Genomic DNA, 24,945 nt, shown 5'->3' with positions numbered 1-24,945 from the left:
AAATGAATGCTGGATTAAAGCGGATCCACTTTTAGGCAGGAAACCGCGTGGCGGAAACTGCCTTCCAGCAGCGGCCGCGTGACGGCACATTCCGGCCCGGCAATCGGACAACGGGTGCGGAACACGCAGCCTGACGGCGGATTAATCGGCGACGGCAGCTCCCCTTCCAGCAGCTGAATCTTTTTATTGCGCTCTTTGTCCGGGTCCGGCACCGGCACTGCCGACATCAGCGCGCGCGTATAAGGGTGCAGCGGATTATGATAGACCTCGTCGTAGCTGCCCAACTCCACCGCGTGCCCGAGATACATCACCAGCACGCGATCGGAAATGTGCTTCACCACCGCCAAATCGTGGGCGATAAAAATAAGCGACAGCCCCATCTCGCGCTGCAACTGTTGCAGCAGGTTAACCACCTGCGCCTGAATCGAGACGTCCAGCGCGGAAACCGGCTCGTCGCAAATGATCAGCTTAGGTTCGAGGATCAGCGCGCGCGCGATGCCGATTCGCTGACACTGCCCGCCCGAAAATTCGTGCGGATAGCGGTTTATCAGGTTTGGCAGCAGCCCCACCTTCAGCATCATCGCCTTGACCTTCTCTTTCACTTGAAGCTTGGTCATTTTCGGATTATAGGTTTTTAGCGGTTCGGCGATAATCTCGCCGATAGTCATGCGCGGATTAAGCGAAGCCAGCGGATCCTGGAAGATCATCTGAATATCGCTGCGCGTAGTGCGCCATTCTGCATCTGACATATTGAGCAGGCTTTTACCGAGCCACGCCACGCGGCCATCGGTGGCTTTGACCAAGCCAATCAGCGCGCGGGCAAGGGTCGATTTACCACAGCCCGACTCCCCGACAATGCCGAGCGTTTCGCCTTCATAGAGTCGCAGACTCACGCCGTCGACCGCTTTTAGGGTTTTCGAAGGTTGCCAGAACCACTGCTTGCCGTCTTTTATATCAAAATGCACTTTGAGGTCGGCGACCTCGAGCAGCACCTTTCTTTCATCGACGTGCGCCGCGCGTTTTTCAGGAAACAAACTGATGACTTCACTCATACTAACTCCTCCACGGGCTTGAAGCAGGCGCGCAGGCGACCGTCGCCGAATCGCTCAAGCGGCGGCGCGGTGGCACAAATTTCCATCGCATACGGGCAGCGCGGTTGGAAGGGGCAGCCCTTCGGCAGGCGCAGCAGGTTAGGCGGATTGCCCGGAATGGTCAGCAAGGATTCACCCTCGGCGTCAAGACGCGGCACGGCATTCAGCAGGCCAATCGAATACGGATGACTCGGCTGATAGAACACTTCGCGCGCCTGTCCGTACTCCATGGTACGCCCCGCGTACATCACCAACACTTTGTCGCAGATACCGGCGACCACGCCTAAATCGTGGGTAATCATGATGATAGCGGTGTTAAATTCGCGTTTAAGCTCGTTTAACAGCGTCATGATCTGCGCCTGAACGGTCACGTCGAGCGCGGTGGTCGGTTCGTCGGCAATCAGCAGTTTCGGGCTGCACAACAGCGCCATGGCAATCATGACGCGTTGACGCATGCCGCCGGAAAACTCGTGCGGATACATTTTCATTCGCTTACGCGCTTCGGGCATTTTCACCGCGTCGAGCATGCGAATCGATCCTTCGAAAGCCTCTGAACGACTCATGTGTTTGTGCAGCATCAAGACTTCCATCAGCTGCTCGCCGACTTTCATATAAGGATTCAGCGAGGTCATCGGGTCTTGAAAAATCATCGAAATCTGTTCGGCGCGCAGCTGGTTGAGCTGCTTTTGCGGCAGATTAAGAATCTCACGACCGTTGAATTTAGCTGAACCGCCGATGCGGCCATTACTCGCCAGCAGCCCCATAAGCGCAAACGCCGTCTGTGACTTGCCCGAGCCAGACTCGCCCACGATGCCCAATGTTTCGCCGGCGCGCAGGTCAAAATTCAAATCGTTAACTGCCGTCACGTCGCCGTCTGGCGTACCAAAGGTAACACGCAGGTCTTTGACATCCAGCAAAATCGGGCTGCCATCGCTATTAAGACGGCGATTTTCGTTGTTAGGGTCGACCGTTTGCGAAGTACTCGCGGTATGTTCAATTGTGCTCATCGTGGTACTCCTTAACGGTCTTTCGGATCGAGCGCGTCACGCAGCCCGTCGCCGATAAAGTTGAAACAAAACAGCGTCACCACCAGGAAACCCGCCGGGAAGAACAGCAGCCACGGCGAGACTTCCATCGAGTTGGCGCCGTCGCTCAACAACGCGCCCCAGCTGCTCAGCGGCTCTTGCGTGCCTAATCCCAGGAAGCTGAGGAAAGATTCAAACAGGATCATGCTCGGCACCAGCAGCGAGGCATACACCACCACCACGCCCAACACGTTCGGCACGATGTGGCGCAGCACGATATTCCAGGTAGAAACGCCGCTGACCAGCGCGGCTTCGATAAACTCTTTGCGCTTCAGGCTTAACGTTTGACCCCGCACGATACGCGCCATATCCAGCCACGAGACCATGCCGATCGCAACAAAAATCAGGAAGATGTTTTGTCCGAAGAAGGTCACCAGCAGGATAACGAAAAACATAAACGGAAATGAGTTGAGGATTTCCAGCAGGCGCATCATCGCCGAGTCGGTTTTGCCTCCTAAATAACCCGAAATCGATCCGTACAAGGTGCCGAGAACAACGGCCACCAGCGCGGCCGAAACGCCGACCATCAGGGAGATTCTGCCGCCAATCGCGACACGCACCAGCAGGTCACGGCCAGAAGAGTCGGTACCGAAATAGTGTCCGGAAGCGATATCCGGCGCGGCCAACATCATGTTCCAGTCAGTATCGTCATAACGAAACTGCGCCAGCATCGGAGCGAAAGTCACAAACAGCGCAATAAGCAGCAAAACAAACAAACTGATAATCGCCGCGCGGTTGTGAATGAATCGACGGCGCGCGTCTTGCCACAGGCTGCGCCCTTCTATCTCCAGCTTCTCTGTAAAATGCTCCAGTGCTTCGCTGCTTTTCTTTTTGGTTAACATCATAAGCGTGCCCAGCCTTAATAACGGATTTTCGGATCGATAACGGCGTACAGCACGTCGACAATCGCATTAAACAGAATCGTTAACGCCCCTACCAAAATGGTCAGGCTTAACACCAGCGAATAGTCACGGTTTAATGCACCGTTAACAAACAGCTGGCCAATGCCGGGCAATCCGTAAATGCTTTCAATAACCATTGAGCCGGTAATAATGCCGACAAAAGCGGGGCCCATATAAGAGATAACCGGTAACAGCGCCGGTTTTAAGGCGTGGCGCAAAATTATCCGACGCAGCGGCAAACCCTTGGCGCGCGCCGTGCGGATAAAGTTGGAGTGCAGAACTTCAATCATCGAGCCGCGAGTGATTCGCGCAATGCTGGCAATGTAGGCCAGCGACAGCGCTACCATCGGCAACACCATATATTTGAATCCGCCGTTGTGCCAGCCGCCGCCGGGCAGCCATTTCAGCAGGATTGAAAACACCAGCACCAATAAAGGCGCAACCACAAAACTCGGAATAACCACCCCGGTCATGGCAATGCCCATCACCGTGTAGTCCCATTTAGTATTTTGATTAAGGGCGGCAATGACGCCAGCCGACACGCCCAGCACAATCGCCAGCAGGAATGCCGCCAGCCCTAATTTGGCCGACACGGGGAAGGAGGTCGCCACTAAATCGTTGACGCTGTAGTCCTTGTATTTAAAGGAAGGGCCGAAATCGCCGTGCGCCAACTGCTCCAGATAATGGAAATACTGTTTGTACATTGGATCATTGAGGTGATATTTCGCCTCGATGTTTGCCATCACTTCCGGCGGTAAATTTCTCTCACCGGTAAACGGGCTGCCGGGGGCGAGACGCATCATAAAAAATGAGATGGTTATCAGAATGAAAAGCGTCGGGATCGCTTCCAGACAGCGTCGTAAAATAAATTTCAACATTGCTCGTACCTGCTTTGCTTAACGTGTTGCTAACTCAATCATTAACCAGCAGGGCGGCTCGGGTTCCGCCCTGCTGCTGCACCTAATTAGTGCTTGATAATGTAGAGATCTTTGTCGTAAACGTTATCCTGCGGGTCTTTACCGCTATAGCCGCCAACGTACTGCTTAACCAAACGGGCGTTCACGTAGTAATAAACCGGCACGATGGTCGAGTCTTTATCGAGTTGCTGTTCGGCCTGCTGATAAAGCGCCGCACGCTCCTGATCGGTTTTCACTTTCAGCGCGTCGGCAATCAGCTTATCGAATGCAGGGCTGTTGTAATGCGAGGTGTTATTGCTGCTGCCAGAAAGCATGATATTCAGGAACGACGTTGGTTCGTTATAGTCGGAACACCAGCCTGCACGTGCCACGTCAAAGTTGCCCTGATGACGGGTTTCGAGGAAGGTTTTCCACTCCTGATTCTCGAGCTTGACGTTAACGCCGAGATTTTTCTTCCAAATAGACGCGGCGGCAATCGCCAGCTTTTTATGCAGATCGGAAGAGTTGTAAAGCAGGCTGAAAGTCAGCGGCTTGTCGGCCGTGAAGCCCGCTTCGGCCAGCAGTTTTTTAGCTTCGGTATTGCGCTGTTCCTGCGTTTCTTTGAACCAGGCCGGTGGCGTCAGCTTACCGTCGGTGCCGTCAGTGTAAGGAGGCGTAAAGCCATAGGCCGGCAGATCGCCCTGCGCTTTCACTTTATTGGTCATGATGTCGCGATCCAGACCCAGCTTAAGCGCTTCACGCACGCGCGCATCGGTAAACGGCGCTTTCTGGTTGTTGATTTCGTAATAGTAGGTGCACAGGTAAGGATCGACGTGCAGTTCTTGCGGAATGTCTTTCTTCAATTTCTGGAACAACTCAATCGGCAAGTTGTTGTAAGTCATGTCGATTTCGCCGCTGCGATAGCGGTTAACGTCAGAAACTTCAGAAGAGATAGGCAGGAAAGTCACCTGATTCAACACGGTTTTGGCGTTGTCCCAATACTGCGGGTTGCGCACAAGCACGATGCGTTCGTTGACGGTCCAACTTTTTAAAGTGTAAGCCCCGTTACTGACATAGTTTTGAGGCTGGGTCCATTTATCACCAAACTTTTCGATGGCGGGTTTGTACACCGGCTTCATCGCAGTGTGGGAAAGCATTTTAACGAAATAAGGGACCGGCTCGCTCAGCGTGACTTCAAGAGTATGATCATCAACGGCTTTTACGCCCAGGGTATCCGGGCTTTTTTTGCCGGCGATAATCTCGTCGATATTAACGATGTGGCCGTACTGCAAATAGCTTTCATAAGGTGATGCCGTTTTCGGATCCGCCAGACGCTGCCAGCTGTAGACGAAATCGGCGGCGGTAACCGGCTGGCCGTTGGACCATTTGGCGTCTTTACGCAGGTGGAACGTCCAGACTTTGAAATCTTTGTTGTCCCAGCTTTCTGCTACGCCCGGAATAACGCTGCCGTCTTTCAACGACGTATTGACCAGCCCTTCAAGCAGGTCGCGGATAACGTTGGACTCAGGTACGCCTTCAACTTTGTGCGGATCAAGAGATTGCACTTCCGAACCGTTGTTTTTAACCAGCTCCTGCTTAGCCGCCAATTGAACGCCAGCCGGAACATCGGCGGCGAGGCTGCTGAAGGTAGTCACTGCGCCAACTGCGGCCAGAATGCCCGCAGCGAGCAGGTGTTTTTTTGTGATGTTGGTCATTGCTATCGACTCCATTTGTTATTTTTTACTTGTCATTAATATTCTGATGGCGCGACATCGATTTTTTAACTATTCGACGTTTTAAAATGCGCTACAGAAATAATTCGGCTTTGATTCATTCGCTACGCATGAGAGGAATTACGCCTCGGGGGAGACGATGCAGCGAGATGAAACCCAAGTCGGCTTTTACAAAATTCCTTAAAATGACGTAAACACGATCTTTAGCTCATTATCGGTAAAGCTTTGCAAGAATCGTTCTCAATCGGGCATTGCGCCTGATTTTTTATCTTTTTAGAAAGTCGCCAATGATAGACACAGTGGCTATAGCGCTGCTCATAAACATTGCGAAAATGTTAAGTGTTTCTCGTTTTCATCAATCAAAAAGTTGACAGACCAGCTTTGAAAGCTCAAAGAGATAACACATAACTTGTTGATGTTATTGATTATTGTAAGTTTTCGAATCGCGAATTAAGTCAATTTTCGTTCAAAAAGCAACCCTGAAACATTAGGTTAATATTTAGTTACTTTTAAGAATAAAGCCCTGTTAACTGCGTGGTAAACACTAATAACATCTCGAATCGTCATGTACAAGAGGTATAGTTTTATATGATTACTTTAACCGCAATACGGGCATTAAAAGAGGCAAAAAAGGCAATAAAACGCCAAGAAAACGTATAGAAATAGGCGATTTAACAAATATTGATGGCAGGAGGTGTATTTATGCCACATAGCAGTGCAAAGGCACATTTTATGAACATTAGATGCACTATTATAAGGCGGCGTATTATAAGTTTTGATAATAAAAAGGCAGAAGTGTGATCACTTCCGCTTTTTTAATAAGGATTTTTTAAGGGTAGATAGAGAGAATTCGAAGAGTAGAAATTAAAGCAGTCCCGGAAAAATGGTTTTAACGCCCGCTACAATAAACTCGATGCCTAATGCCATAAGCAACAGACCCATGATACGGGTAATGACGTTGATGCCGGTTTGCCCCAATAATTTCATGACCATAGGCGCGGCGCGGAATAACAACCAGCAGCAAAAAGAGAAAAATGCGATGGCGAGTGTAAAGCCCAGCAGGTTTTCCCAATTGTAATAACGCGAGCTCCAGACGATAGTCGAGCTGATAGCACCCGGCCCTGCCATCAGTGGTAAAGCCAAAGGCACCACGCCGACGTTTTCACGAATGGCGGTTTCCGACTTCTCCTGCTTGTTCTGTTTATCCTCACCCAGCTTGCCGCTAATCATCGACATGGCAATAGTGACTACCAGAATTCCGCCTGCAATGCGGAATGAGTCAATCGATATTCCAAATAGATGCAAAATACCATCGCCTAAAAATAGCGAAGTACAAAGAATAATGGCGACCGACAGGTTAGCTGTAAGATTGGTTTTATTACGCTCTACGGCCCCCTGATAATTGGTCATGCTGATAAATACCGGCAAAATACCGATAGGATTGACCAAGGCAAATAGACCGACAAAAAACTTGATGTAACCTGAAAAATCCAAAATTGTCTGGCTCACGCAGTGCTCCGCATAAGGTTAAAGAAGGAAAGTATAAAACTGACTTTTTGCTGGCGCTAATGTACTCGAATCCCTTCGTACACACCATGGAGCTTTACAGCATTAACCTCTAGATTTTAAAATTTATATAGCGAATAAAACTGCTTTTTTATTTTCCGAAAAGTTCGAATCAACCCCCTGCTTTAAAATCACAAAATTTCAACATTGCGGTAAATCTCGCAACATATCTTTAGCTGAATGGTGTCAGCTTCACTTATTATCTTGATCTGGATCATATTCCCTCTACTCCAAAGTGAGTAAACTTTACCCAAGACAACAAATTCAGAAAATTTTAACAAAAGAAGGATCAGGCAATAAAGGCGATTTTTCACAACATTTGTCACCTTTGCTCCCACAGAAACCCAGCTTTTTCAGGAAATATAGGAAAACAGATTTTTAACTGCATGATAAAAATCTACTTTAAATGAAAACAGCAGCATTTTTCACCGTAACTATACTTGCAGCTGGCCCGAATATTTCCTAAAAAATTTAACATTCTCAGGAGAACACCATGGCTGTCACCAACGTTGCTGAACTAAACGAGCTCATCGCTCGAGTAAAAAAAGCACAAAGTGAGTACGCAGAGTTCACGCAAGAGCAAGTTGATAAAATCTTTCGGGCCGCCGCACTCGCCGCCGCCGATGCACGTATTCCTCTCGCTAAAATCGCGGTTGAAGAGTCTGGAATGGGCATCGTTGAAGATAAAGTGATCAAAAACCACTTCGCTTCCGAATATATCTATAACGCCTATAAAGATGAAAAAACCTGTGGCATCGTCGGCGAAGACGAAACCTACGGCACACTGACTATCGCCGAACCTATCGGCATCATTTGCGGTATCGTCCCAACCACCAACCCGACCTCCACGGCCATTTTCAAAGCATTAATCAGCTTGAAAACCCGTAACGCCATCGTATTTTCGCCTCACCCTCGCGCAGCTAAAGCGACCATTCAGGCGGCAAATATTGTTTTACAGGCAGCAATTAAAGCGGGCGCACCGAAAGACATTATCGGCTGGATTGATGCCCCTAGCGTGCCATTATCCAATGAGCTGATGCACCACCCTGATGTGAATCTGATTCTGGCAACCGGCGGCCCAGGCATGGTGAAAGCGGCCTACAGCTCGGGTAAACCGGCCATCGGTGTCGGCGCGGGTAACACACCGGTTGTCGTAGATGAAACGGCAGATATCAAACGCGTTGTCGCTTCGATTTTGATGTCGAAAACGTTCGATAACGGTGTTATTTGCGCGTCCGAACAGTCGGTCATTGTCGTCGACTCCATCTATGACGCCGTGCGCGAACGCTTCAGTTCACACGGTGGCTACATGCTGATAGGCAGTGAACTGAAAGCGGTTCAGAACATTATTTTGAAAAATGGCGGCCTTAACGCCGACATCGTGGGCCAGCCTGCGACTAAGATTGCCGAAATGGCCGGTATCACCGTGCCCGCAACAACGAAAGTATTGATTGGCGAAGTCAGTCGTGTGGATGAGTCAGAGCCGTTTGCGCATGAAAAGCTCTCCCCTACTCTTGCCATGTATCGCGCCAAAGATTTTGAAGATGCAGTAGATAAGGCCGATAAACTGGTCAAAATGGGCGGCATCGGCCATACCTCTTGCCTTTATACCGATCAGGACAATCAACCTGAACGCGTACGCTTTTTCGGCAACAAAATGAAAACCGCGCGCATTCTGATTAATACCCCGGCGTCACAAGGCGGTATTGGCGACCTTTACAACTTCAAACTTGCCCCTTCCCTGACGCTAGGCTGTGGTTCGTGGGGCGGTAATTCAATTTCTGAAAACGTCGGGCCAAAACATCTGATCAACAAGAAAACCGTCGCGAAGCGAGCAGAGAATATGTTGTGGCATAAACTTCCAAAATCTATCTATTTCCGTCGCGGTTCACTGCCGATTGCGCTTGAAGAAGTCGCCACCGACGGCGCAAAACGCGCGTTCATCGTGACTGACCGTTATCTGTTCAACAACGGTTATGCCGATCAGGTTATTCGCGTTCTGAAAAGCCACGGCCTCGAAACCGAAGTGTTCTTTGAAGTCGAAGCTGATCCAACCCTGAGTATTGTGCGTAAAGGGGCCGAGCAGATGAACTCCTTCAAACCTGACGTGATCATTGCGCTCGGTGGCGGTTCGCCAATGGACGCAGCGAAAATCATGTGGGTTCTATATGAACATCCAGAAACTCACTTCGAAGACTTGGCGCTGCGTTTCATGGACATTCGCAAACGTATCTACAAATTCCCGAAAATGGGCGTGAAAGCGAAAATGATTGCTATCACCACCACTTCCGGTACGGGTTCCGAAGTGACGCCGTTTGCAGTGGTTACCGATGACGCCACCGGCCAGAAATATCCGCTGGCAGACTATGCGCTGACGCCTGACGTGGCAATTGTCGACGCCAATCTCGTCATGAACATGCCAAAATCGCTCTGCGCCTTTGGTGGACTCGATGCCGTCACTCACGCACTGGAAGCCTACGTTTCCGTATTGGCAAACGAATTTTCCGATGGTCAGGCTCTTCAGGCGCTGAAACTGCTGAAAGAGTTCTTGCCAGCCAGCTATCACGAAGGTGCCAAGAATCCGGTAGCGCGTGAGCGTGTACACAATGCAGCGACCATCGCGGGTATCGCCTTTGCCAACGCCTTCCTGGGTGTCTGTCACTCAATGGCGCACAAGCTGGGTTCCGAATTCCATATTCCGCACGGTCTTGCCAATGCGATGCTTATTTCGAACGTCATTCGCTATAACGCCAATGACAACCCAACCAAGCAGACTGCTTTCAGTCAATATGACCGCCCGCAGGCGCGTCGTCGTTACGGTGAAATTGCCGACCATCTGGGTCTGACTGCGGCAGGCGATCGTACCGCGCAGAAAATTGAGAAATTGCTTAACTGGCTCGACGAAATCAAGGCCGATTTGGGTATTCCAACTTCTATTCGTGAAGCTGGCGTGCAGGAAGCCGATTTCCTGGCAAAAGTGGATAAACTCTCCGAAGACGCATTTGATGACCAGTGTACCGGTGCCAATCCGCGTTATCCGCTCATTTCGGAACTTAAACAAATATTGATGGATACCTATTACGGTAATAAGTTTAGCGAAGAATTACCTGTGATTGCTGTTAATGAAAAACAGGAAAAAGTGATGAAAGTCGCGGCGGTTGCCAAAGCGCCGGCAATCACTAAAGAACTGCCTTAATTAAGCCTTTAAAACTTTCCCTAATAAAAAACCCGCTTATTGCGGGTTTTTTTATGTTCAAAACATTAAGTCTGTTAATCATTTTAGGCGATTATTCGCATTTGCAAATAATCCAAACGTAACCATTGTGTAAACAAGGCGTTATTTAACGCACTGTTCTACTCGGCCATCGCTTCTTTATAATGTTTGCGACACACGGAAACATAGCGCTCATTTCCGCCTATAACCACCTGTGCGCCATCGTGAAGCGCTTTCCCATGCTCGTCGAGGCGTAGGGTTTGATTAGCCTTGCGCCCGCAGTGACAGATGGTTTTAAGCTCAACCAGCTTATCTGCCCACGCCAGTAAATATTGGCTGCCGCAAAAGAGTTCGCCCTGAAAATCGGTACGCAAGCCGTAGCATAATACCGGTATATCCAGACCGTCGACGATGTCGGTAAGTTGTTCAACTTGTTGACGGGAGAGAAATTGACTTTCATCTATCAATACACAGTGAATTGTCTGCTGTAGATGCGCGGCATTAATCAGGGCAAAAAGATCGGTTTGCTCATTATACAATTCAGCGGGTGAAGAAAGTCCTATACGCGAACTTACCTTACCTTCGCCGAAACGATTGTCTATTGCCGCCGTTAACACCAGCGTTCTCATACCGCGTTCCTGATAATTATAGGAAGATTGCAGTAGCGAGGTCGATTTTCCTGCATTCATCGCAGAATAATAAAAATAAAGCTGAGCCATGTGCCCGATACTCCGACTGTATAAAATAGAGGTGATGCCTGTCACAGCTAACGTTACGGTGATAATGATAATAGTGACCCGCCGCACATTTTGACAGTCACTCACCTTTGGCTAGCTTCAACCTTTGATGGCAATAATGATGCAGGAAAATTACAAACACTTACAACGGTTATTGTGTTTACCAATGTTCTTAATTAGCCCGTTAATCAGAACAGCCCACTTCACATTGCCCGAATGTGCCCGAATAAATCAAAGAGTAAACAATTAGCTATTTGCCCGCGGTTATAATCCCCCTTGCGGTATTGGCTTCCGGCTGGAGAGGAAGTGACACATATTGCTAAAAGTAACAGGCGTAATCTGTAACATCACTTCGTCAGTTATACGTTAAGGCTATTGATATTTGTTACCTGTTTGTCGAGGTTATAAAAGAGCCGATTAAAAACGGCGTTATCCCGCACGGAATGCTAATCAATTTGCCTTAACGCACCCTGCTTATTTGACCTTTTATCAGGCTTATATTTCTGGAGCAGGGAAATATTAATGCTTATAAAAGGTAAATTCCCGTCAACATAACAAATTGGCTATTGCAGAATACAGAAGAGCATTCTATTATTACCCAAACGCCCCCCACCTAATTAAATTGAGACTTGTATAATGAGCGAAGCATTAAAAATTCTGAACAACATCCGTACTCTGCGCGCGCAGGCTCGTGAATGCACTCTGGAAACTCTTGAAGAAATGCTTGAGAAATTAGAAGTTGTTGTTAATGAGCGCCGTGATGAAGATAATCAGGCTGCTGCAGAAAATGAAGAGCGCACGCGTAAACTGCAACAATATCGTGAAATGCTGATTGCAGACGGTATTGATCCTAATGAACTGCTGCAGACTATGGCTGCAACTAAAGCAACGGGCAAAGCTAAACGCGCTGCACGTCCTGCTAAATATAAATACATCGACGAGAACGGCGAAAGCAAAACTTGGACCGGCCAGGGTCGTACTCCTGCGGTAATCAAAAAAGCGATCGACGATGGCAAACAGCTGGACGATTTCCTGCTGTAAGTTTTCTGGCTGAATTAACAGTCTCAAAATATTTCCTTAAAACCACTGCTCCGGCGGTGGTTTTTTATTGTCTGTACAATATCCAAACCTACGTTTGATTCAACGCCGCAGTGATAAATGTGCAGAGATATAAAAGAAATAAGGCCGCCGAAGCCGCCTTATCTTTGAACTCAGACATTAACGCCTTATTCGGCAATCAGCTCTGATAAAATCCTTTATACCACTCTACAAAACGTTTTACGCCATCTTGTACCGAGGTTTGCGGCTTGAAGCCCGTAGCATTAAACAGAGGCGCGCTGTCGGAGCTGGTTTCATGCACGTCGCCAGGCTGCATCGGCAACAGGTTCTTCTTCGCCTCCACGCCCAATGCGCTTTCCAGCGCTTCTATGTAGGTCATTAGCTTAACGGGGCTGCTATTACCGATATTATAGATAATATACGGCGCAGAGCTCATTGAGCCTTCTCCAGACTCTACCGTCCATTCTGGCTGTGCGGCAGGAATAATATTCTGCAGGCGCATGATAGATTCTGCAACATCATCGATATAAGTGAAATCGCGGCGCATCTCGCCGTGGTTATAAACATCAATACTTTGATCGCTAATAATAGCCTTGGTGAATTTAAACAATGCCATATCAGGGCGTCCCCACGGACCGTATACGGTAAAGAATCGCATTCCGGTAGTCGGTAAACCATACAAGTGTGAATAAGTATGCGCCATCAACTCATTAGCTTTCTTAGTCGCGGCATAAAGCGAAATTGGATGATCGACATTATCTTCGGTCGCGAAAGGCTGCTTGCGATTCATTCCATATACCGAACTCGACGAGGCATAAAGCAAATGTTTAACTTTATTATGACGGCATCCTTCAAGAACGTTGGCGAAACCGACTAAATTTGCATCCACGTAAGCGAGCGGATTATCGATTGAATAGCGAACGCCCGCCTGCGCGGCCAAATGAATTACCCGATCAAACTGACCTTCGGTAAATAGCGCGGCCATACCTTCACGATCGGCGAGATCTAATTTGATAAATGTGAAACCCGCCTTATCTTCGAGCTGAGCAAGACGGGCAAGTTTCAAATTGACGTCATAGTAATTGTTAAGATTATCTAGACCGGTAACCTGATGACCTTCTGCCAGCAGACGCAATGAAACGTAATATCCGATAAAACCGGCTGCACCTGTTACTAAATAATTCATGCCCTCTCCTTACAATACCGGATTCACGGAAGCGCCACGGCCAATACCATAATAGGTGATGCCTCTTTTCTCGAGACGCTCGGGATCATACAAATTGCGCCCATCGAAAATAACCGCATTCTTAAGCGAATTTTTTATCAATTCAAAATCGGGTGCGCGGAAGTTTTGCCATTCTGTGCAAATAATCAACGCATCTGCACCCTGCAATGCCGCTTCTTTGGTTCCCATCAACTCTAAATCGTGACGATGACCATAAATACGCTGCGTCTCATTCATGGCTTCGGGATCATAGGCTTTTATTTTCGCGCCTGCGGCCCAAAGTTGTTCCATCAATACTCGGCTGGAAGCCTCACGCATATCATCGGTATTTGGCTTAAAAGATAATCCCCACAGCGCGAACGTTTTTCCTGCCAGATCGGCACCGAAATGTTTTTCGACGAAAGAGGAAAGCTTATATTTTTGTTTGGCATTCACTTTTTCGACCGCCTGTAACAAACTTGGCTGATAGCCAATTTGCTCGGCGGTACGAATTAGGGCCTGAACATCTTTCGGGAAACAGGATCCGCCATAACCACAGCCCGGATAAATAAAGTGGTAGCCAATACGTGAATCGGAACCAATTCCCTGACGCACTTTTTCTATATCGGCACCCAGCAGTTCGGCCAGATTGGACATTTCATTCATAAAGCTGATTTTGGTCGCCAGCATGCAGTTGGCGGCATATTTGGTCAGCTCGGCGCTGCGAATATCCATCACTATCATGCGATCGTGGTTTCGATTAAAAGGCTCGTACAGCTCGCGAATAGGATCGATAGCGTTCGGATTATCGGTACCGATAACGATGCGCTCAGGTCGCATACAGTCAGCGACGGCGGCCCCTTCTTTCAAAAATTCAGGATTAGAAATCACGTCGAAAGAGATATTTTCGCCGCGCTGCAGCAAAGTTTGATTCATCACCTCGCGCACTTTATCGGCCGTGCCTACCGGAACCGTCGATTTATCGATAACGATTTTTGGCGCGGTCATATATTGGGCGATGGTGCGAGCGACGGCGGTAACATATTTCAAATCCGCCGAACCGTCTTCATCAGGCGGCGTGCCGACGGCAATAAATTGCACCTGTGCATGGGCAACGCCTTCCTGCGCGTCGGTGCTGAATTTAAGGCGACCCGATTCGAAATTCTGTTTTACCAGCGGCGTCAGGCCCGGTTCGAAAATCGGAATCTGTCCGTTTTTAAGGTTCTCAACCTTTTGCGCATCGACGTCAATACACAATACATCGTGCCCGACCTCTGCCAGAACGGCGGCCTGAACCAGCCCCACATAACCAATTCCAAAAACGGTCACTTTCATTGGCAATACTCCATTATCAATACGCGTAAATCGGATAAAGCGCGCGCGATTTCAGCTCGTAGTCAGCTTCCCAATGAGGGGCGCGGCAATTATTGGGCGGCAGTATAACAGCTTAGAAGGGGATGGTGACGCAGATCATGCGTAGGATGGGGCAAAGTGGTGGCAGGTATACGCATTGTTTAATCATTCAAAACCAGGCGTTAACCCGGTTTTGCAAAAAGTGGTCTGCACGCGCTATTTTCACTGCCACACGCTATTTTTGCGGCTAAAAAGAAGCAGCAGAAAGTTACTCGGCAGAGAGCATGAGTCGCAAACGCCCGCCGGCTCCCCAAACCTGACACTGCCAGGATTCGCAACGCTGACTGACCTGATTAGAATAAGAAGAACCTAGCGTGCCCAGCGGCACCCCGTTACTCAACTGAATCTGATTGTTGCCCGTATTAATATTGGCGTGCAATCCGGCAGAGACCAAAATAAGATTTTTCTGTTCGGAATTGTAGTAGCCCATTAGCAACGGGAACTGTCCATGAAGGTGCGCCTGTTTAAACAGGTGGTTCACCTCTTTTAATAACGCGGACATCTGCGGCAAGCGCTGATTCTGATTGCTCAGATGTTCACGCAGCAATCCGTTAAATATTGCGCGCAGCAAAAGCGCGGCCAACACGCCATTTTCATTGGCGCGGGTAACATCCAGGCAATAAAAGCCCAGATCCTTCGACGACAGCGCGGCGATATCCAGCACCAGTCCGGCATTTTGAGCCATCGTTAACTGGCGGTAGTTGATACGGCAGTGAGCCAGAGTTTGCTGTACCGGCGGTTGCAACTCTTGCAACAGTCGGGCGGCTTCATGAGGATTACGGCAAAGGGCTTCCCAGTCCTGAATAAGATCGTTCTTTTCCATGGCCTGCGATGAAAACAGTTTGGGATAAAGGCTGCTCAGCAGCGCCTCACGCAAACGGTTTAGGTCATTCACCGGTTTTAGCAGAACATCTTCCACGCCCAGACGCAGCACGGTCGCGACGTCAGTCATTTTGTCAGTGGCCGAAATAACCAATACAGGGATCTTGTTTCCCTGCAGGCGCAGATTTTCTACAAATTCGATGCCGCCCATTTCAGGCATCGCCAGATCGCAGAGGATCAGATCCGGCGGCACATCTTCAACCAGTGACAACGCCTCCAGGCCGTTTTTAGCCTCAGTAAAGGTCGCACCCAGCGAACTCACATAGCCTGCCAGTACCGATCTGAAAACGGCTTCGTCTTCGACGATCAGAATGTGCTTGCTTGTAAGTGGCTTGTCCATCAGGGTCTCCCAGAATTTCTTACTCCTAATAGTGGCCTATAACGCGCACTTTTGCCCGTCTGAATTATCATATAACGCGCGTTTCTTGCTAAGCCGTTCAGAAATGATTGCTTTTAATCAATGGTAAAAGGAGATCGGTCTGTTTTTCAACCGCTAATCGCCCTGCTGCAATCGCTTCATCGGCGCGATGAAAATCCAGCGTAGAAATTTGCGGACAGAAAGGCTGCAAAATAACGTCAGGCGGATCGCCCGCCATGCGATAGCGCTTAAGACGGTTTTCGAGCACCTGAATCGAGGTGGACATAATTTCCATCGCCGTCGGCGTGGGATTACTTTGTTGCATCGGCGGGCGCGCCAACCTTTGGCGAATTTTATCGCGCCAGTTAAGCTCGATAGCATCTTTCACCGTCGCGGGCGTCTCCTGAACCGACAGCATTTCTTGCTGCATCAGGTGCGCGTCATGCTGTAAATCGACGGCGATAACAATATCTGCGCCCATCGCACGGGTGAGTGAAACCGGAACCGGATTCACCACCGCGCCGTCCACCAGCCAGTAACCGTTAAACCAGACCGGCGCGAGCAGTCCGGGCATGCTGCATGAGGCGCGAACCGCCTGATGAAGGTCGCCCTTGGTCAACCATAACTCTCTGCCCGTGCTCAAGTTGGTAGCAACCGCGCCAAACTTGCGGTTGCACTGTTCGAAATCATCAATACGTAGCAGCTGTGAAACGGCGTTGAACACGCGTTCGCCGCGCAGCAGGCCGCCACGACGCCACGAAAAATCCATGAGCCGTAGCACGTCCCAATAACTGAACGAGCGCACCCAGCTCTCCATGGCAGGTAAGCGACCACTAACATAAGCAGCGCCAACCAGTGAACCTACCGAGCAACCCGCGACAATATCAACCTCGATGCCCATCTCATGCAGTGCGTTTATTACGCCAATATGTGCCCAGCCTTTTGCCGCGCCCGAACCCAGTGCTAAACCAATTTTTAACTGTCGAGCCATTGTTTTTCCTATCTTTGTCTATTGACGCGTTTTGCTGCGGACCAGAAAATTGCTGTTTGTTCACACTTTGCTGTGGTTTGCGCGTTGTCACCCAGTGACATTGTTAGGTAACATAACGCCCTTCTGCATTCAATAGCGTACCTCAGGCGATAGCCGCCCCCGGAGTTAATGTGACCACTTTATGCCCTTGCGGCAGCGAACACGAATTTGCACAATGCTGCCAACCGGCGATCACTGGCGAAAGCCCAGCGGCGACGCCCGAAGCTCTGATGCGTTCGCGCTATAGCGCCTACGTCACCAAAAATGCCGATTACCTGATTGCCAGCTGGCATCCGGACTGTCGCGTGCCTGAACTGCGCGCCGCGCTGGAAGAAGGTTTCGCCGTAACCGATTGGCTTGGCCTTCGCGTAATTACCACCAAAGCGGGGAAAAATCCCGACGAAGGTTTTGTCGAATTCTCGGCCCGTTATCAGGAAAACGGCGAAGACGCGGTCGTGACAATTCATGAACGCTCGCGCTTTTTGAGAATTGCCAAACACTGGTATTATATTGATGGCACCAAGCCACTGCTTGGCAGAAATGACGCCTGTCACTGCGGCTCAGGCAAAAAATATAAAAAGTGCTGCGCCTGATAACGCGGCACTGACGATGCGCTCAAGCGCACCATAATCAGACAAACACATAATTAACTTACCTCCGAGCGAGCGTAAATTGCCCACGGCGCGCCACGCGTGGGTCTTTTACTCAGCAAGAAGGCGACAGGATCCAGACCTCAATGTCACAACACAACGTTCAAACCAAAGTTCTTCGTACCATTTGCCCGGATGAAAAAGGCCTCATCGCCAAAATCACCAATATTTGTTTCAAGCATGAGCTGAACATCGTGCAGAACAACGAATATGTTGACCACCGCACCGGCCGTTTCTTTATGCGTACCGAGCTTGAAGGCATTTTCAACGACAATACGCTGCTGGCCGATCTCGATAGCGCCCTGCCGAAAGGTTCAGTACGTGAATTGCAAAGCACCGATCGTCGCCGCATCGTGATTTTGGTCACCAAAGAGGCGCATTGTCTTGGCGATCTGCTAATGAAATCAACCTACGGCGGCTTGGACGTAGAGATTGCGGCGGTTATCGGCAACCACGACACGCTGCAAACGCTGGTCGAGCGTTTCGATATTCCGTTCCATTTGGTGAGCCACGAAGGGCTGTCCCGCGAACAGCATGACAGCGCGATGATGGAACAAATCGACCAGTATCAGCCTGATTATGTGGTGCTGGCGAAATATATGCGCGTGTTGACGCCGGGCTTTGTGCAGCATTATCCAAATCAGGTGATCAACATTCACCACTCGTTCCTGCCGGCCTTTATCGGCGCGCGTCCTTATCATCAGGCTTACGAGCGTGGCGTGAAGATCATTGGCGCGACCGCGCACTATGTGAATGACAATCTGGATGAAGGTCCGATCATTATGCAGGACGTGATCCACGTCGACCACACCTATACCGCTGACGATATGATGCGAGCCGGTCGTGACGTTGAGAAGAATGTGTTAAGCCGTGCGATTTATAAAGTGCTGCAACAGCGCGTCTTTGTTTACGGCAATCGCACGATTATTGTTTAGCAGACGACTTTACGAGCAAGGGCGGGCGTTTTTGTTCACGAAAACGCCCGCCCGACTAAAAAAACGGCATTCAAACTATTTTCTCGGATTCAACACTTTACAGCCGCGTTTCATTTGATATGATGCGCCCCGCTTACCGCGACAAGCCACGCGGCGAGAGAGATTCAACGTTTCACGAATCTCGAGAGAAATAGAAATCCACGAATTTCGTGGTGGGGTTCCCGAGCGGCCAAAGGGAGCAGACTGTAAATCTGCCGTCATCGACTTCGAAGGTTCGAATCCTTCCCCCACCACCATCTCGCTTCATCCTCTAGCACGTCATTTCAGTATTTATTTCCTGCGCTTTACCTTCAAAACTGTATCAATCCTTGATAACACGCTTCGACTTTATTACAGCTATAACAGCTAAGATTTCGCCTTGGTGCTTTTGCTCATGGTCGCTTTCAGCTTGCCCACCAACTCGCTACGAAAATCACCTAAACGCGGTTTATCGCCTTCAAGCCACGGCAACGGACGGCATAATTCCATAGTTTTGATGCCCAAACGCGCGGTAAGTAAACCGGCACCGATCCCCTGCGCTGCGCGAGCGGAGAGTCTGGCGGCCAAATCTTGCGATACCCAATCCATGCCCACTTCGCGCACCAGTTCGGTCGCGCCGGCAAAAGCCATGTTAAGCAGCACTAAACGGAACAGCCGGATTCGGCTGTAATATCCCAGCTCAATACCATACAAATTAGCAATTCGATTAACTAAACGCAGATTTCGCCAGGCGATAAAGCTCATGTCGACAATAGCCAGCGGGCTAACGGCAATCATTAACGCGGACTCTGCGGCAGACTGGCTGATTTCGCGCCTTGCCTGGCCGTCGAGCACGGGCTGAACCAAACGGGCATAGAGTTCGACTACTTCGCGATCGCTGTGCGTTTCGTGCAAAGAAGCCTGCCAACGCTGTAATGCCGGATGACTTTGGTCGAGTCCGGCCTGTCGAGCGAGCTTCTCGCAAAACGCGCGTCCGTGGCCCAATGCGTGGCTGTGCAGCAAATCGCTGGCCTCATCTCGCTCGTCGGCACGCTGGCGCAGGCGATACAACCGTCGCCATTCGGTAATCACCGAGCCAATACCGGCAACCACAATTAAGCCGCCCGCCGTGCAGGCACCCAATGCAATCCAATCTTGTTGCACCCATGCCTGATGGATCCATTGCACGCCCTGCCCAACCACGCTGGCGGCAAAAACGGCGGCACCGAGGCGAACCATTTTGCTCCACAGGCTGCGGCGCGGTTTCAAGGCGCGGCTCACCACGGCTTCGGCCTGTCCATCTTCGGGCAGTAGCGGATCGGCTTCAGGTACGGCCAAAAAGTTTTCGGCGTGATCGCCTTCAAAGCTTTGCGCAGCACGCAGCACCGGCTCTTCGGGGCTTTTGATATCCTGCTCGAAATTGATTCTTGGTTTCAAAGGCGCGCTCATCGCAATTTGTCTCCCAGTAAAAATTCCATCACGGCATCCATTCTAATATGCGGCATAGGTTGGTCGATGTTCATCTGGCGCGGACGAAAATCATCGAAATGAAACCCCTGCTGTTGCCAAAACGCGTTGCCCGGCAGACGCGCAGGCACCTCGCCCGGGAAAACGGTCAGCGGCTGTCCGTCGGCAAGGCGTTGGCCTTTGACTGCCGGAATCGACTGCCCCTGATAATCCACCAACCCGCTTTCGGTCGCCTGTACGGAAGCCAAACCGGCACAGTCCATGCTGATACCTTCGAAAGCGGCATTCTGCCAGGCTTCCTGCACTAACTGTTGCAGCAGCGAGACCAAATTGGCGTGCTGATCGCCGGTGATGTGGTCGGCTTTAGTGGCAGCAAACATCAGTTTGTCGATGCAAGGAGCAAACAGACGGCGGAACAGCGTGCGCTTTCCATAGTGAAAACTTTGCATCAGCTGAGTCAGCGCAAGGCGCATATCATTAAACGCCTGCGGACCACTGTTGAGCGGCTGCAAACAGTCGACTAACACGATTTGGCGATCAAAACGGATAAAGTGTTCTTTATAGAATCCTTTAACGATTTGCGCGCAGTAATAGTCAAAGCGCTGACGCAGCATGCCGAGGTTACTCTGTTTGTCGGCCTGCGCCAGCTGGGCATCAGTATATTGGCCCAGCTCGGGCCATGGGAAAAACTGCAGCGCGGGCGCGCCAGCTAGATCACCGGGTAACACAAAGCGACCGGGTTGAATAAAATGCAGCCCTTCATCTTTACAGCGCGTCAGATAGTCGGTGTATGCCTGCGCGATGGCAGCCAGCTGATTTTCGTCGGCGGGCGCAAGGGGATCACACTGTTGGCAAAGTTTTAACCAAGGTGCAGCCCATTCGGCGCGGCGATCGGTTATCAGGCTGGCCATTTGTCGCGACCAGCTTAAGTAGTCCTGCTCCAGCATCGGCAAATCCAGCAGCCATTCGCCCGGATAGTCGACGATTTCGAGATATAAAGTGGAGGTATCTTTGAAGTGGCGCAGAAGGGAGTCATTGGAGCGGTAGCGCAGCGCCAGACGGATTTCGCTGACGCCTCGAGTTGGCGTAGGCCACGCGGGCGGCGTGCCGTAAAGCTGGGCGATGCCCTGATCGTAAGTGAAGCGCGACACGCCCAAATCGCGCTGCGGCACTCTTTTAATGCCGAGTAGTCGCTCTTCGCGCACTGCGGAAAACAGCGGCAATCTCGCACCGCTGTGAACGTGTAAAAGTTGATTAACCAAAGAAGTGATAAATGCCGTCTTGCCGCTACGGCTAAGGCCGGTGACGGCAAGACGTAAATGCCGGTCTAATCCACGGTTGACCAGCGATCCAAACTCATTTTGTAATCGTTTCATTGCTCTCCCTGGCATGACGCCCCAACAGGGCGGTTAACAACTTTCTAATCAGCGGCTCAAGCACAATAGCCAAAATATAACGCAGCGGACCACGGCCCAAAACGCCCAGCACTTTGGCGGCGACGCCCGCAGGAGCAAACGTCAGGACCAGCATAACGATAAGCTTGAAGGCCTTCTTCATGAAGCCACGTTTAGCCGGTTTTGCCGCTGTTGCGCGAGCTGCGGAATCCGTATTGGCTTTAACTGATGCAGGAACGGCTGATGCAGGAACGGCTGAGGTAGAAACGGCTGATGCATAACGCATAAGTATTGCCTCCTGAGTCTGGCACCCAACGAATAATTAATGGGCCATGACAAGATATGAATAGGTAACATCTATAAATGCAGCGCCCGAAGGCGCTGTTTCCGATCAGTTTTTAAAACCGAGCTGTTTTTAAAAACAGTCTGTTTTTAGATCGTTACTGTTTAAAGCAGTATTTTATTTAGTATAACAAATCGTGAAATCAGAGTTCACGGAAGCGGCTGCGTACCCCAAAGGTTTCGGAGGTGACGTAGCGTTCGACTTCTCTCAGCCGCTGCTCGCTGGCGGCCAGTTGGCGGTCGGCTTCTGCCAGTAAATCACGGGAAGATGCCTGCTTTTCATCGCCAAAACTGTCGGCGGGCGCGGGCTCAAGCAGCCAGGCCAGCAGAACATAGGCCACGATAGTGAACATAAACAGGCCAAAGAACATCGACAACACGACTATAAGGCGCAACAGTTTAACCGGCACGCCCAGATAATGAGCCAGACCTGCGCAAACGCCTTTCAGCATGCCCTCTTCAGGCACGAGATAGAGCTTTCTTTGTGACAGCGTGGTAGACATTATGACTGCCTCCAACCCGGATGCTCGGCATCGAGAATTTCTTCCAGCGCCTGAATACGTTCGCGCATGCGGCGCGCCTCGCCCGTCAACTGCTGTAAATCCTGATACTCATTCTGGCTCAGTTGGCTGCCGTTTTGTCCGCGGCTGCTGTAATGCAGCCACAGCCAGATAGGCGCCACGAACAGAACAAAAATGGTCAGGGGTATGGCTAAAAACAGAACACTCATCTCTACTCCTTTAGGATAGCCAAGGTAAAAGATCGTTGGTTGACCCTTTGCAGGTCATCATCACGATCGATTACGCGTCCTTATTAGTGTTAATTTTGGCACGCAGCGCGGCGATTTGGGCACTGATTTCATCGTCGGCTTTCAGTTCGGCAAACTGCTGGTCGAGCGTTTTCTTTTTACCGATGCCGTAAGATTCCGATTCGGCTTCCATGGTATCAATACGGCGTTCGAAGTGCTCGAAACGCGCCATCGCTTCATCAATTTTGCCGCTGTCGAGCTGGCGACGCACATCGCGAGACGAAGAAGCCGCCTGATGACGCAGCGTCAATGCCTGCTGGCGCGCGCGGGTTTCAGTCAGTTTACTTTCCAGCTCGCCAATTTCAGACTTCATGCGATCCAGCGTTTCTTCAACGGCCTGCACTTCGGTTTTAAGCGTCGCGACCAATTCCACCAGCTTCTGTTTTTCAATCAGGGCGGCACGCGCCAAATCGTCCTTGTCTTTACGCAGCGCCAGCTCGGCCTTTTCCTGCCATTCGGCCTGCTGCGACTCGCCGTGTTCGATGCGGCGATTTAGCTGCTTCTTCTCGGCCAGCGCGCGGGCAGAGGTTGAACGAACTTCAACCAGCGTGTCTTCCATCTCTTGAATCATCAAGCGGACTAACTTCTGCGGATCTTCGGCTTTATCCAGCAGGTTAGTGATATTGGCATTAACGATATCGGCGAAACGAGAAAAAATACCCATAATGAAACGTCCTCTTTGACTGTTAACTCTTTGACTTTAAGACCCAAATGGGTCGACCTAAATCAGTGATGGTGCAGAAAGTAAAAGCGCTCTGCATTCATCTTCTCTGCTATAGGTATTACAAAACGCGTGCCAACTTTGAAAATTTAATATCTCCCTGAAAGAAAACGGTTTTTTTATTTCCCTTTCTGCTAGGCTTAAAAACACAATGATTAAATTAACCAAGAGTTGGTAAATCTCACTATGACAGCCACTATCGACAATCTGCTCGGCGAAGCCAATTCATTTATCGAGGTTCTGGAACAGGTCTCGCAACTTGCACGATTAAATAAGCCGGTGCTGGTAACGGGCGAGCGCGGAACGGGCAAAGAGCTGATTGCTCATCGCCTGCATTATCTGTCGGGCCGCTGGCAAGGGCCGTTTATCTCGCTAAACTGCGCGGCATTAAACGAGAGCCTGCTGGATTCGGAGCTTTTCGGCCATGAGGCGGGCGCATTTACCGGCGCGCAAAAGCGTCATCTGGGGCGTTTTGAACGCGCAGATGGCGGCACGCTGTTTCTCGACGAGCTGGCGACCGCGCCCATGCTGGTGCAGGAGAAGCTGCTGCGGGTGATTGAATATGGCCATCTCGAGCGCGTGGGCGGCAGTCAGCCTTTGCAGGTGGATGTCAGGCTGGTTTGCGCCACCAACGACGATTTACCCGCCCTCGCCGCCGCCGGAAAGTTTCGTGCCGACCTGCTCGACCGGCTGGCGTTTGACGTCGTGCAGCTGCCGCCGCTGCGTGAAAGACAACAAGACATCATGTTGCTGGCCGAGCATTTTGCTATCCAGATGTGTCGCGAACTTTCGCTGCCGTTATTCCCCGGTTTTACCCGGTCGGCACAGGCCACGCTGCTCGATTATCGCTGGCCCGGCAATGTGCGTGAGCTCAAAAACGTGGTGGAACGTTCGATGTATCGCCACGGCACCAGCGATACGCCGCTGGATAATATCGTGTTGAACCCGTTTAGCCGCAACACCGCGTCACTGCCCTCTGCGCCGCTGGCTGACAACCTGCCCGCCTCGCAGGCGACGTCTGCCCTGCCTTCTCTGCCGGTCGACAGCAAAGCCTGGCTGCAAGAGGTAGAAAAAAAGCTGATTGAACAGGCGCTGAAGCAGGCAAAATTCAACCAGCGCCGCGCGGCGGAATTGCTCAGCCTGACTTACCATCAGCTGCGTGGAATGCTCAAGAAGCACGGCATACAGGTGAATACGCAAGACGACGAGTAGGCGTAATCGAGTGTAGCTATAAAGAAGTCACGAAGAAGGATTCACGATGGGAAGGTATAAAGAAGAAAGATGGATTTTCAGGCAAAAAAAAAGCCAGCACCCGAGCTGGCTAAATAATACTGGAAGCAATGTGAGCAATGTCGTACCCGCCGTTTTACGTCCCAGGGCGGGGCGTTCTGCGGCCGGTAAAAAGATGATAATAGTTATCAGTAGCATCTGTAAAGCACT

At 50.4% G+C, this 24,945-nt stretch carries 22 protein-coding genes and 1 tRNA gene; 6 read left to right on the top strand and 17 right to left on the bottom strand.

Translation table 11 applies throughout. From position 1 onward, the window contains the following. Positions 1–14: 14 nt before the first annotated feature. The 6 genes from oppF to SC206_RS19550 form a co-directional block, all read right to left on the bottom strand. Positions 15–1,052, bottom strand: a complete 1,038-nt coding sequence (gene oppF / locus SC206_RS19575; RefSeq protein WP_332739971.1) for a murein tripeptide/oligopeptide ABC transporter ATP binding protein OppF — start codon at positions 1,050–1,052, stop codon at positions 15–17. Next, entirely contained in the window at positions 1,049–2,098 is a 1,050-nt protein-coding gene (locus SC206_RS19570) for an ABC transporter ATP-binding protein (RefSeq protein WP_332739969.1), read from the bottom strand. The genes oppF and SC206_RS19570 overlap by 4 nt, the downstream gene beginning before the upstream one ends. Positions 2,099–2,109: 11 nt before the next feature. After that, on the bottom strand, positions 2,110–3,018 hold the full coding sequence (oppC, locus tag SC206_RS19565) for an oligopeptide ABC transporter permease OppC (protein ID WP_332740345.1): 909 nt from the start codon (positions 3,016–3,018) through the stop codon (positions 2,110–2,112). Between the two features lie 17 nt (positions 3,019–3,035). Next, positions 3,036–3,956, bottom strand: coding sequence for an oligopeptide ABC transporter permease OppB (gene oppB, locus SC206_RS19560; RefSeq protein ID WP_332739967.1), 921 nt, complete (start codon positions 3,954–3,956; stop codon positions 3,036–3,038). 86 nt (positions 3,957–4,042) lie between these two features. Next, positions 4,043–5,689, bottom strand: a complete 1,647-nt coding sequence (gene oppA, locus SC206_RS19555; protein WP_332739965.1) for an oligopeptide ABC transporter substrate-binding protein OppA — start codon at positions 5,687–5,689, stop codon at positions 4,043–4,045. A gap of 882 nt (positions 5,690–6,571) precedes the next feature. Beyond that, positions 6,572–7,216 carry a YchE family NAAT transporter gene (locus SC206_RS19550; protein WP_332739963.1) on the bottom strand — a complete coding sequence of 215 codons (645 nt, stop codon included), beginning with the start codon at positions 7,214–7,216 and terminating at the stop codon, positions 6,572–6,574. A gap of 550 nt (positions 7,217–7,766) precedes the next feature. Here SC206_RS19550 and adhE point away from each other — a divergent pair. Continuing rightward, positions 7,767–10,469 carry a bifunctional acetaldehyde-CoA/alcohol dehydrogenase gene (gene adhE, locus SC206_RS19545; protein WP_332739960.1) on the top strand — a complete coding sequence of 901 codons (2,703 nt, stop codon included), beginning with the start codon at positions 7,767–7,769 and terminating at the stop codon, positions 10,467–10,469. Positions 10,470–10,627: 158 nt separating this feature from the next. Here the strand turns inward: adhE and SC206_RS19540 are convergent, their stop codons facing one another. After that, positions 10,628–11,206 carry a thymidine kinase gene (locus SC206_RS19540; RefSeq protein ID WP_332739958.1) on the bottom strand — a complete coding sequence of 193 codons (579 nt, stop codon included), beginning with the start codon at positions 11,204–11,206 and terminating at the stop codon, positions 10,628–10,630. 654 nt (positions 11,207–11,860) lie between these two features. On the opposite strand from SC206_RS19540, the gene hns reads away from it, so the two are divergent. Next, the gene (gene hns, locus SC206_RS19535; RefSeq protein WP_332739956.1) at positions 11,861–12,265 is read left to right on the top strand and encodes a histone-like nucleoid-structuring protein H-NS; all 405 of its coding nucleotides are present in this window, start codon (positions 11,861–11,863) and stop codon (positions 12,263–12,265) included. 196 nt (positions 12,266–12,461) lie between these two features. On the opposite strand, the gene SC206_RS19530 is transcribed toward hns, so the two are convergent. From SC206_RS19530 to rssA, 4 genes are all read right to left on the bottom strand, one after another. Beyond that, a complete protein-coding gene (locus SC206_RS19530) occupies positions 12,462–13,469 on the bottom strand; it encodes an NAD-dependent epimerase (RefSeq protein WP_332739954.1) in 1,008 nt (335 codons plus the stop codon). Positions 13,470–13,478: 9 nt separating this feature from the next. After that, on the bottom strand, positions 13,479–14,822 hold the full coding sequence (locus SC206_RS19525; RefSeq protein ID WP_332739952.1) for a UDP-glucose dehydrogenase family protein: 1,344 nt from the start codon (positions 14,820–14,822) through the stop codon (positions 13,479–13,481). 286 nt (positions 14,823–15,108) lie between these two features. Further along, positions 15,109–16,122, bottom strand: a complete 1,014-nt coding sequence (gene rssB, locus SC206_RS19520) for a two-component system response regulator RssB (RefSeq protein ID WP_332739950.1) — start codon at positions 16,120–16,122, stop codon at positions 15,109–15,111. Between the two features lie 97 nt (positions 16,123–16,219). Then, positions 16,220–17,131: a patatin-like phospholipase RssA gene (gene rssA, locus SC206_RS19515; RefSeq protein ID WP_332739948.1), complete on the bottom strand. Its 912-nt coding sequence runs from the start codon at positions 17,129–17,131 to the stop codon at positions 16,220–16,222. A 170-nt stretch (positions 17,132–17,301) separates the two neighbouring features. On the opposite strand from rssA, the gene SC206_RS19510 reads away from it, so the two are divergent. The 3 genes from SC206_RS19510 (at position 17,302) to SC206_RS19500 (ending at position 19,051) form a co-directional block, all read left to right on the top strand. After that, positions 17,302–17,763 carry a YchJ family protein gene (locus SC206_RS19510; protein WP_332739946.1) on the top strand — a complete coding sequence of 154 codons (462 nt, stop codon included), beginning with the start codon at positions 17,302–17,304 and terminating at the stop codon, positions 17,761–17,763. Positions 17,764–17,906: 143 nt separating this feature from the next. Then, on the top strand, positions 17,907–18,755 hold the full coding sequence (purU, locus tag SC206_RS19505; protein ID WP_332739944.1) for a formyltetrahydrofolate deformylase: 849 nt from the start codon (positions 17,907–17,909) through the stop codon (positions 18,753–18,755). 211 nt (positions 18,756–18,966) lie between these two features. After that, positions 18,967–19,051: transfer RNA gene (locus SC206_RS19500), tRNA-Tyr, on the top strand. A 109-nt stretch (positions 19,052–19,160) separates the two neighbouring features. Here SC206_RS19500 and SC206_RS19495 read toward each other — a convergent pair. The 6 genes from SC206_RS19495 to pspA all read right to left on the bottom strand — a co-directional run bounded on the left by SC206_RS19495 (position 19,161) and on the right by pspA (position 23,448). After that, positions 19,161–20,222 carry a YcjF family protein gene (locus tag SC206_RS19495; RefSeq protein ID WP_332739942.1) on the bottom strand — a complete coding sequence of 354 codons (1,062 nt, stop codon included), beginning with the start codon at positions 20,220–20,222 and terminating at the stop codon, positions 19,161–19,163. Further along, positions 20,219–21,616 carry a YcjX family protein gene (locus SC206_RS19490; RefSeq protein ID WP_332739940.1) on the bottom strand — a complete coding sequence of 466 codons (1,398 nt, stop codon included), beginning with the start codon at positions 21,614–21,616 and terminating at the stop codon, positions 20,219–20,221. The genes SC206_RS19495 and SC206_RS19490 overlap by 4 nt, the downstream gene beginning before the upstream one ends. After that, positions 21,597–21,920, bottom strand: coding sequence for a phage shock protein PspD (locus SC206_RS19485; RefSeq protein ID WP_332739937.1), 324 nt, complete (start codon positions 21,918–21,920; stop codon positions 21,597–21,599). The genes SC206_RS19490 and SC206_RS19485 overlap by 20 nt, the downstream gene beginning before the upstream one ends. 199 nt (positions 21,921–22,119) lie before the next feature. After that, positions 22,120–22,479: an envelope stress response membrane protein PspC gene (pspC, locus tag SC206_RS19480; protein ID WP_332739934.1), complete on the bottom strand. Its 360-nt coding sequence runs from the start codon at positions 22,477–22,479 to the stop codon at positions 22,120–22,122. Beyond that, positions 22,479–22,706 (bottom strand): envelope stress response membrane protein PspB, encoded by a 228-nt coding sequence (pspB, locus tag SC206_RS19475; protein WP_332739932.1) that lies wholly within the window; start codon positions 22,704–22,706, stop codon positions 22,479–22,481. Before pspB ends, pspC begins: the two co-directional genes overlap by 1 nt. A 70-nt stretch (positions 22,707–22,776) precedes the next feature. After that, complete coding sequence (gene pspA, locus SC206_RS19470) at positions 22,777–23,448, bottom strand: phage shock protein PspA (protein WP_332739930.1); 672 nt, start codon at positions 23,446–23,448, stop codon at positions 22,777–22,779. A gap of 243 nt (positions 23,449–23,691) precedes the next feature. On the opposite strand from pspA, the gene pspF reads away from it, so the two are divergent. Further along, positions 23,692–24,717, top strand: coding sequence for a phage shock protein operon transcriptional activator (gene pspF / locus SC206_RS19465; RefSeq protein WP_332739928.1), 1,026 nt, complete (start codon positions 23,692–23,694; stop codon positions 24,715–24,717). Positions 24,718–24,945: the final 228 nt, after the last annotated feature.

It is taken from the genome of Rouxiella sp. T17, assembly GCF_036663475.1.
Lineage (GTDB): Bacteria > Pseudomonadota > Gammaproteobacteria > Enterobacterales > Enterobacteriaceae > Rouxiella.
Note: the sequence above shows the minus strand (reverse complement) of the source record. Positions and strands in the feature narration are given on the sequence as shown.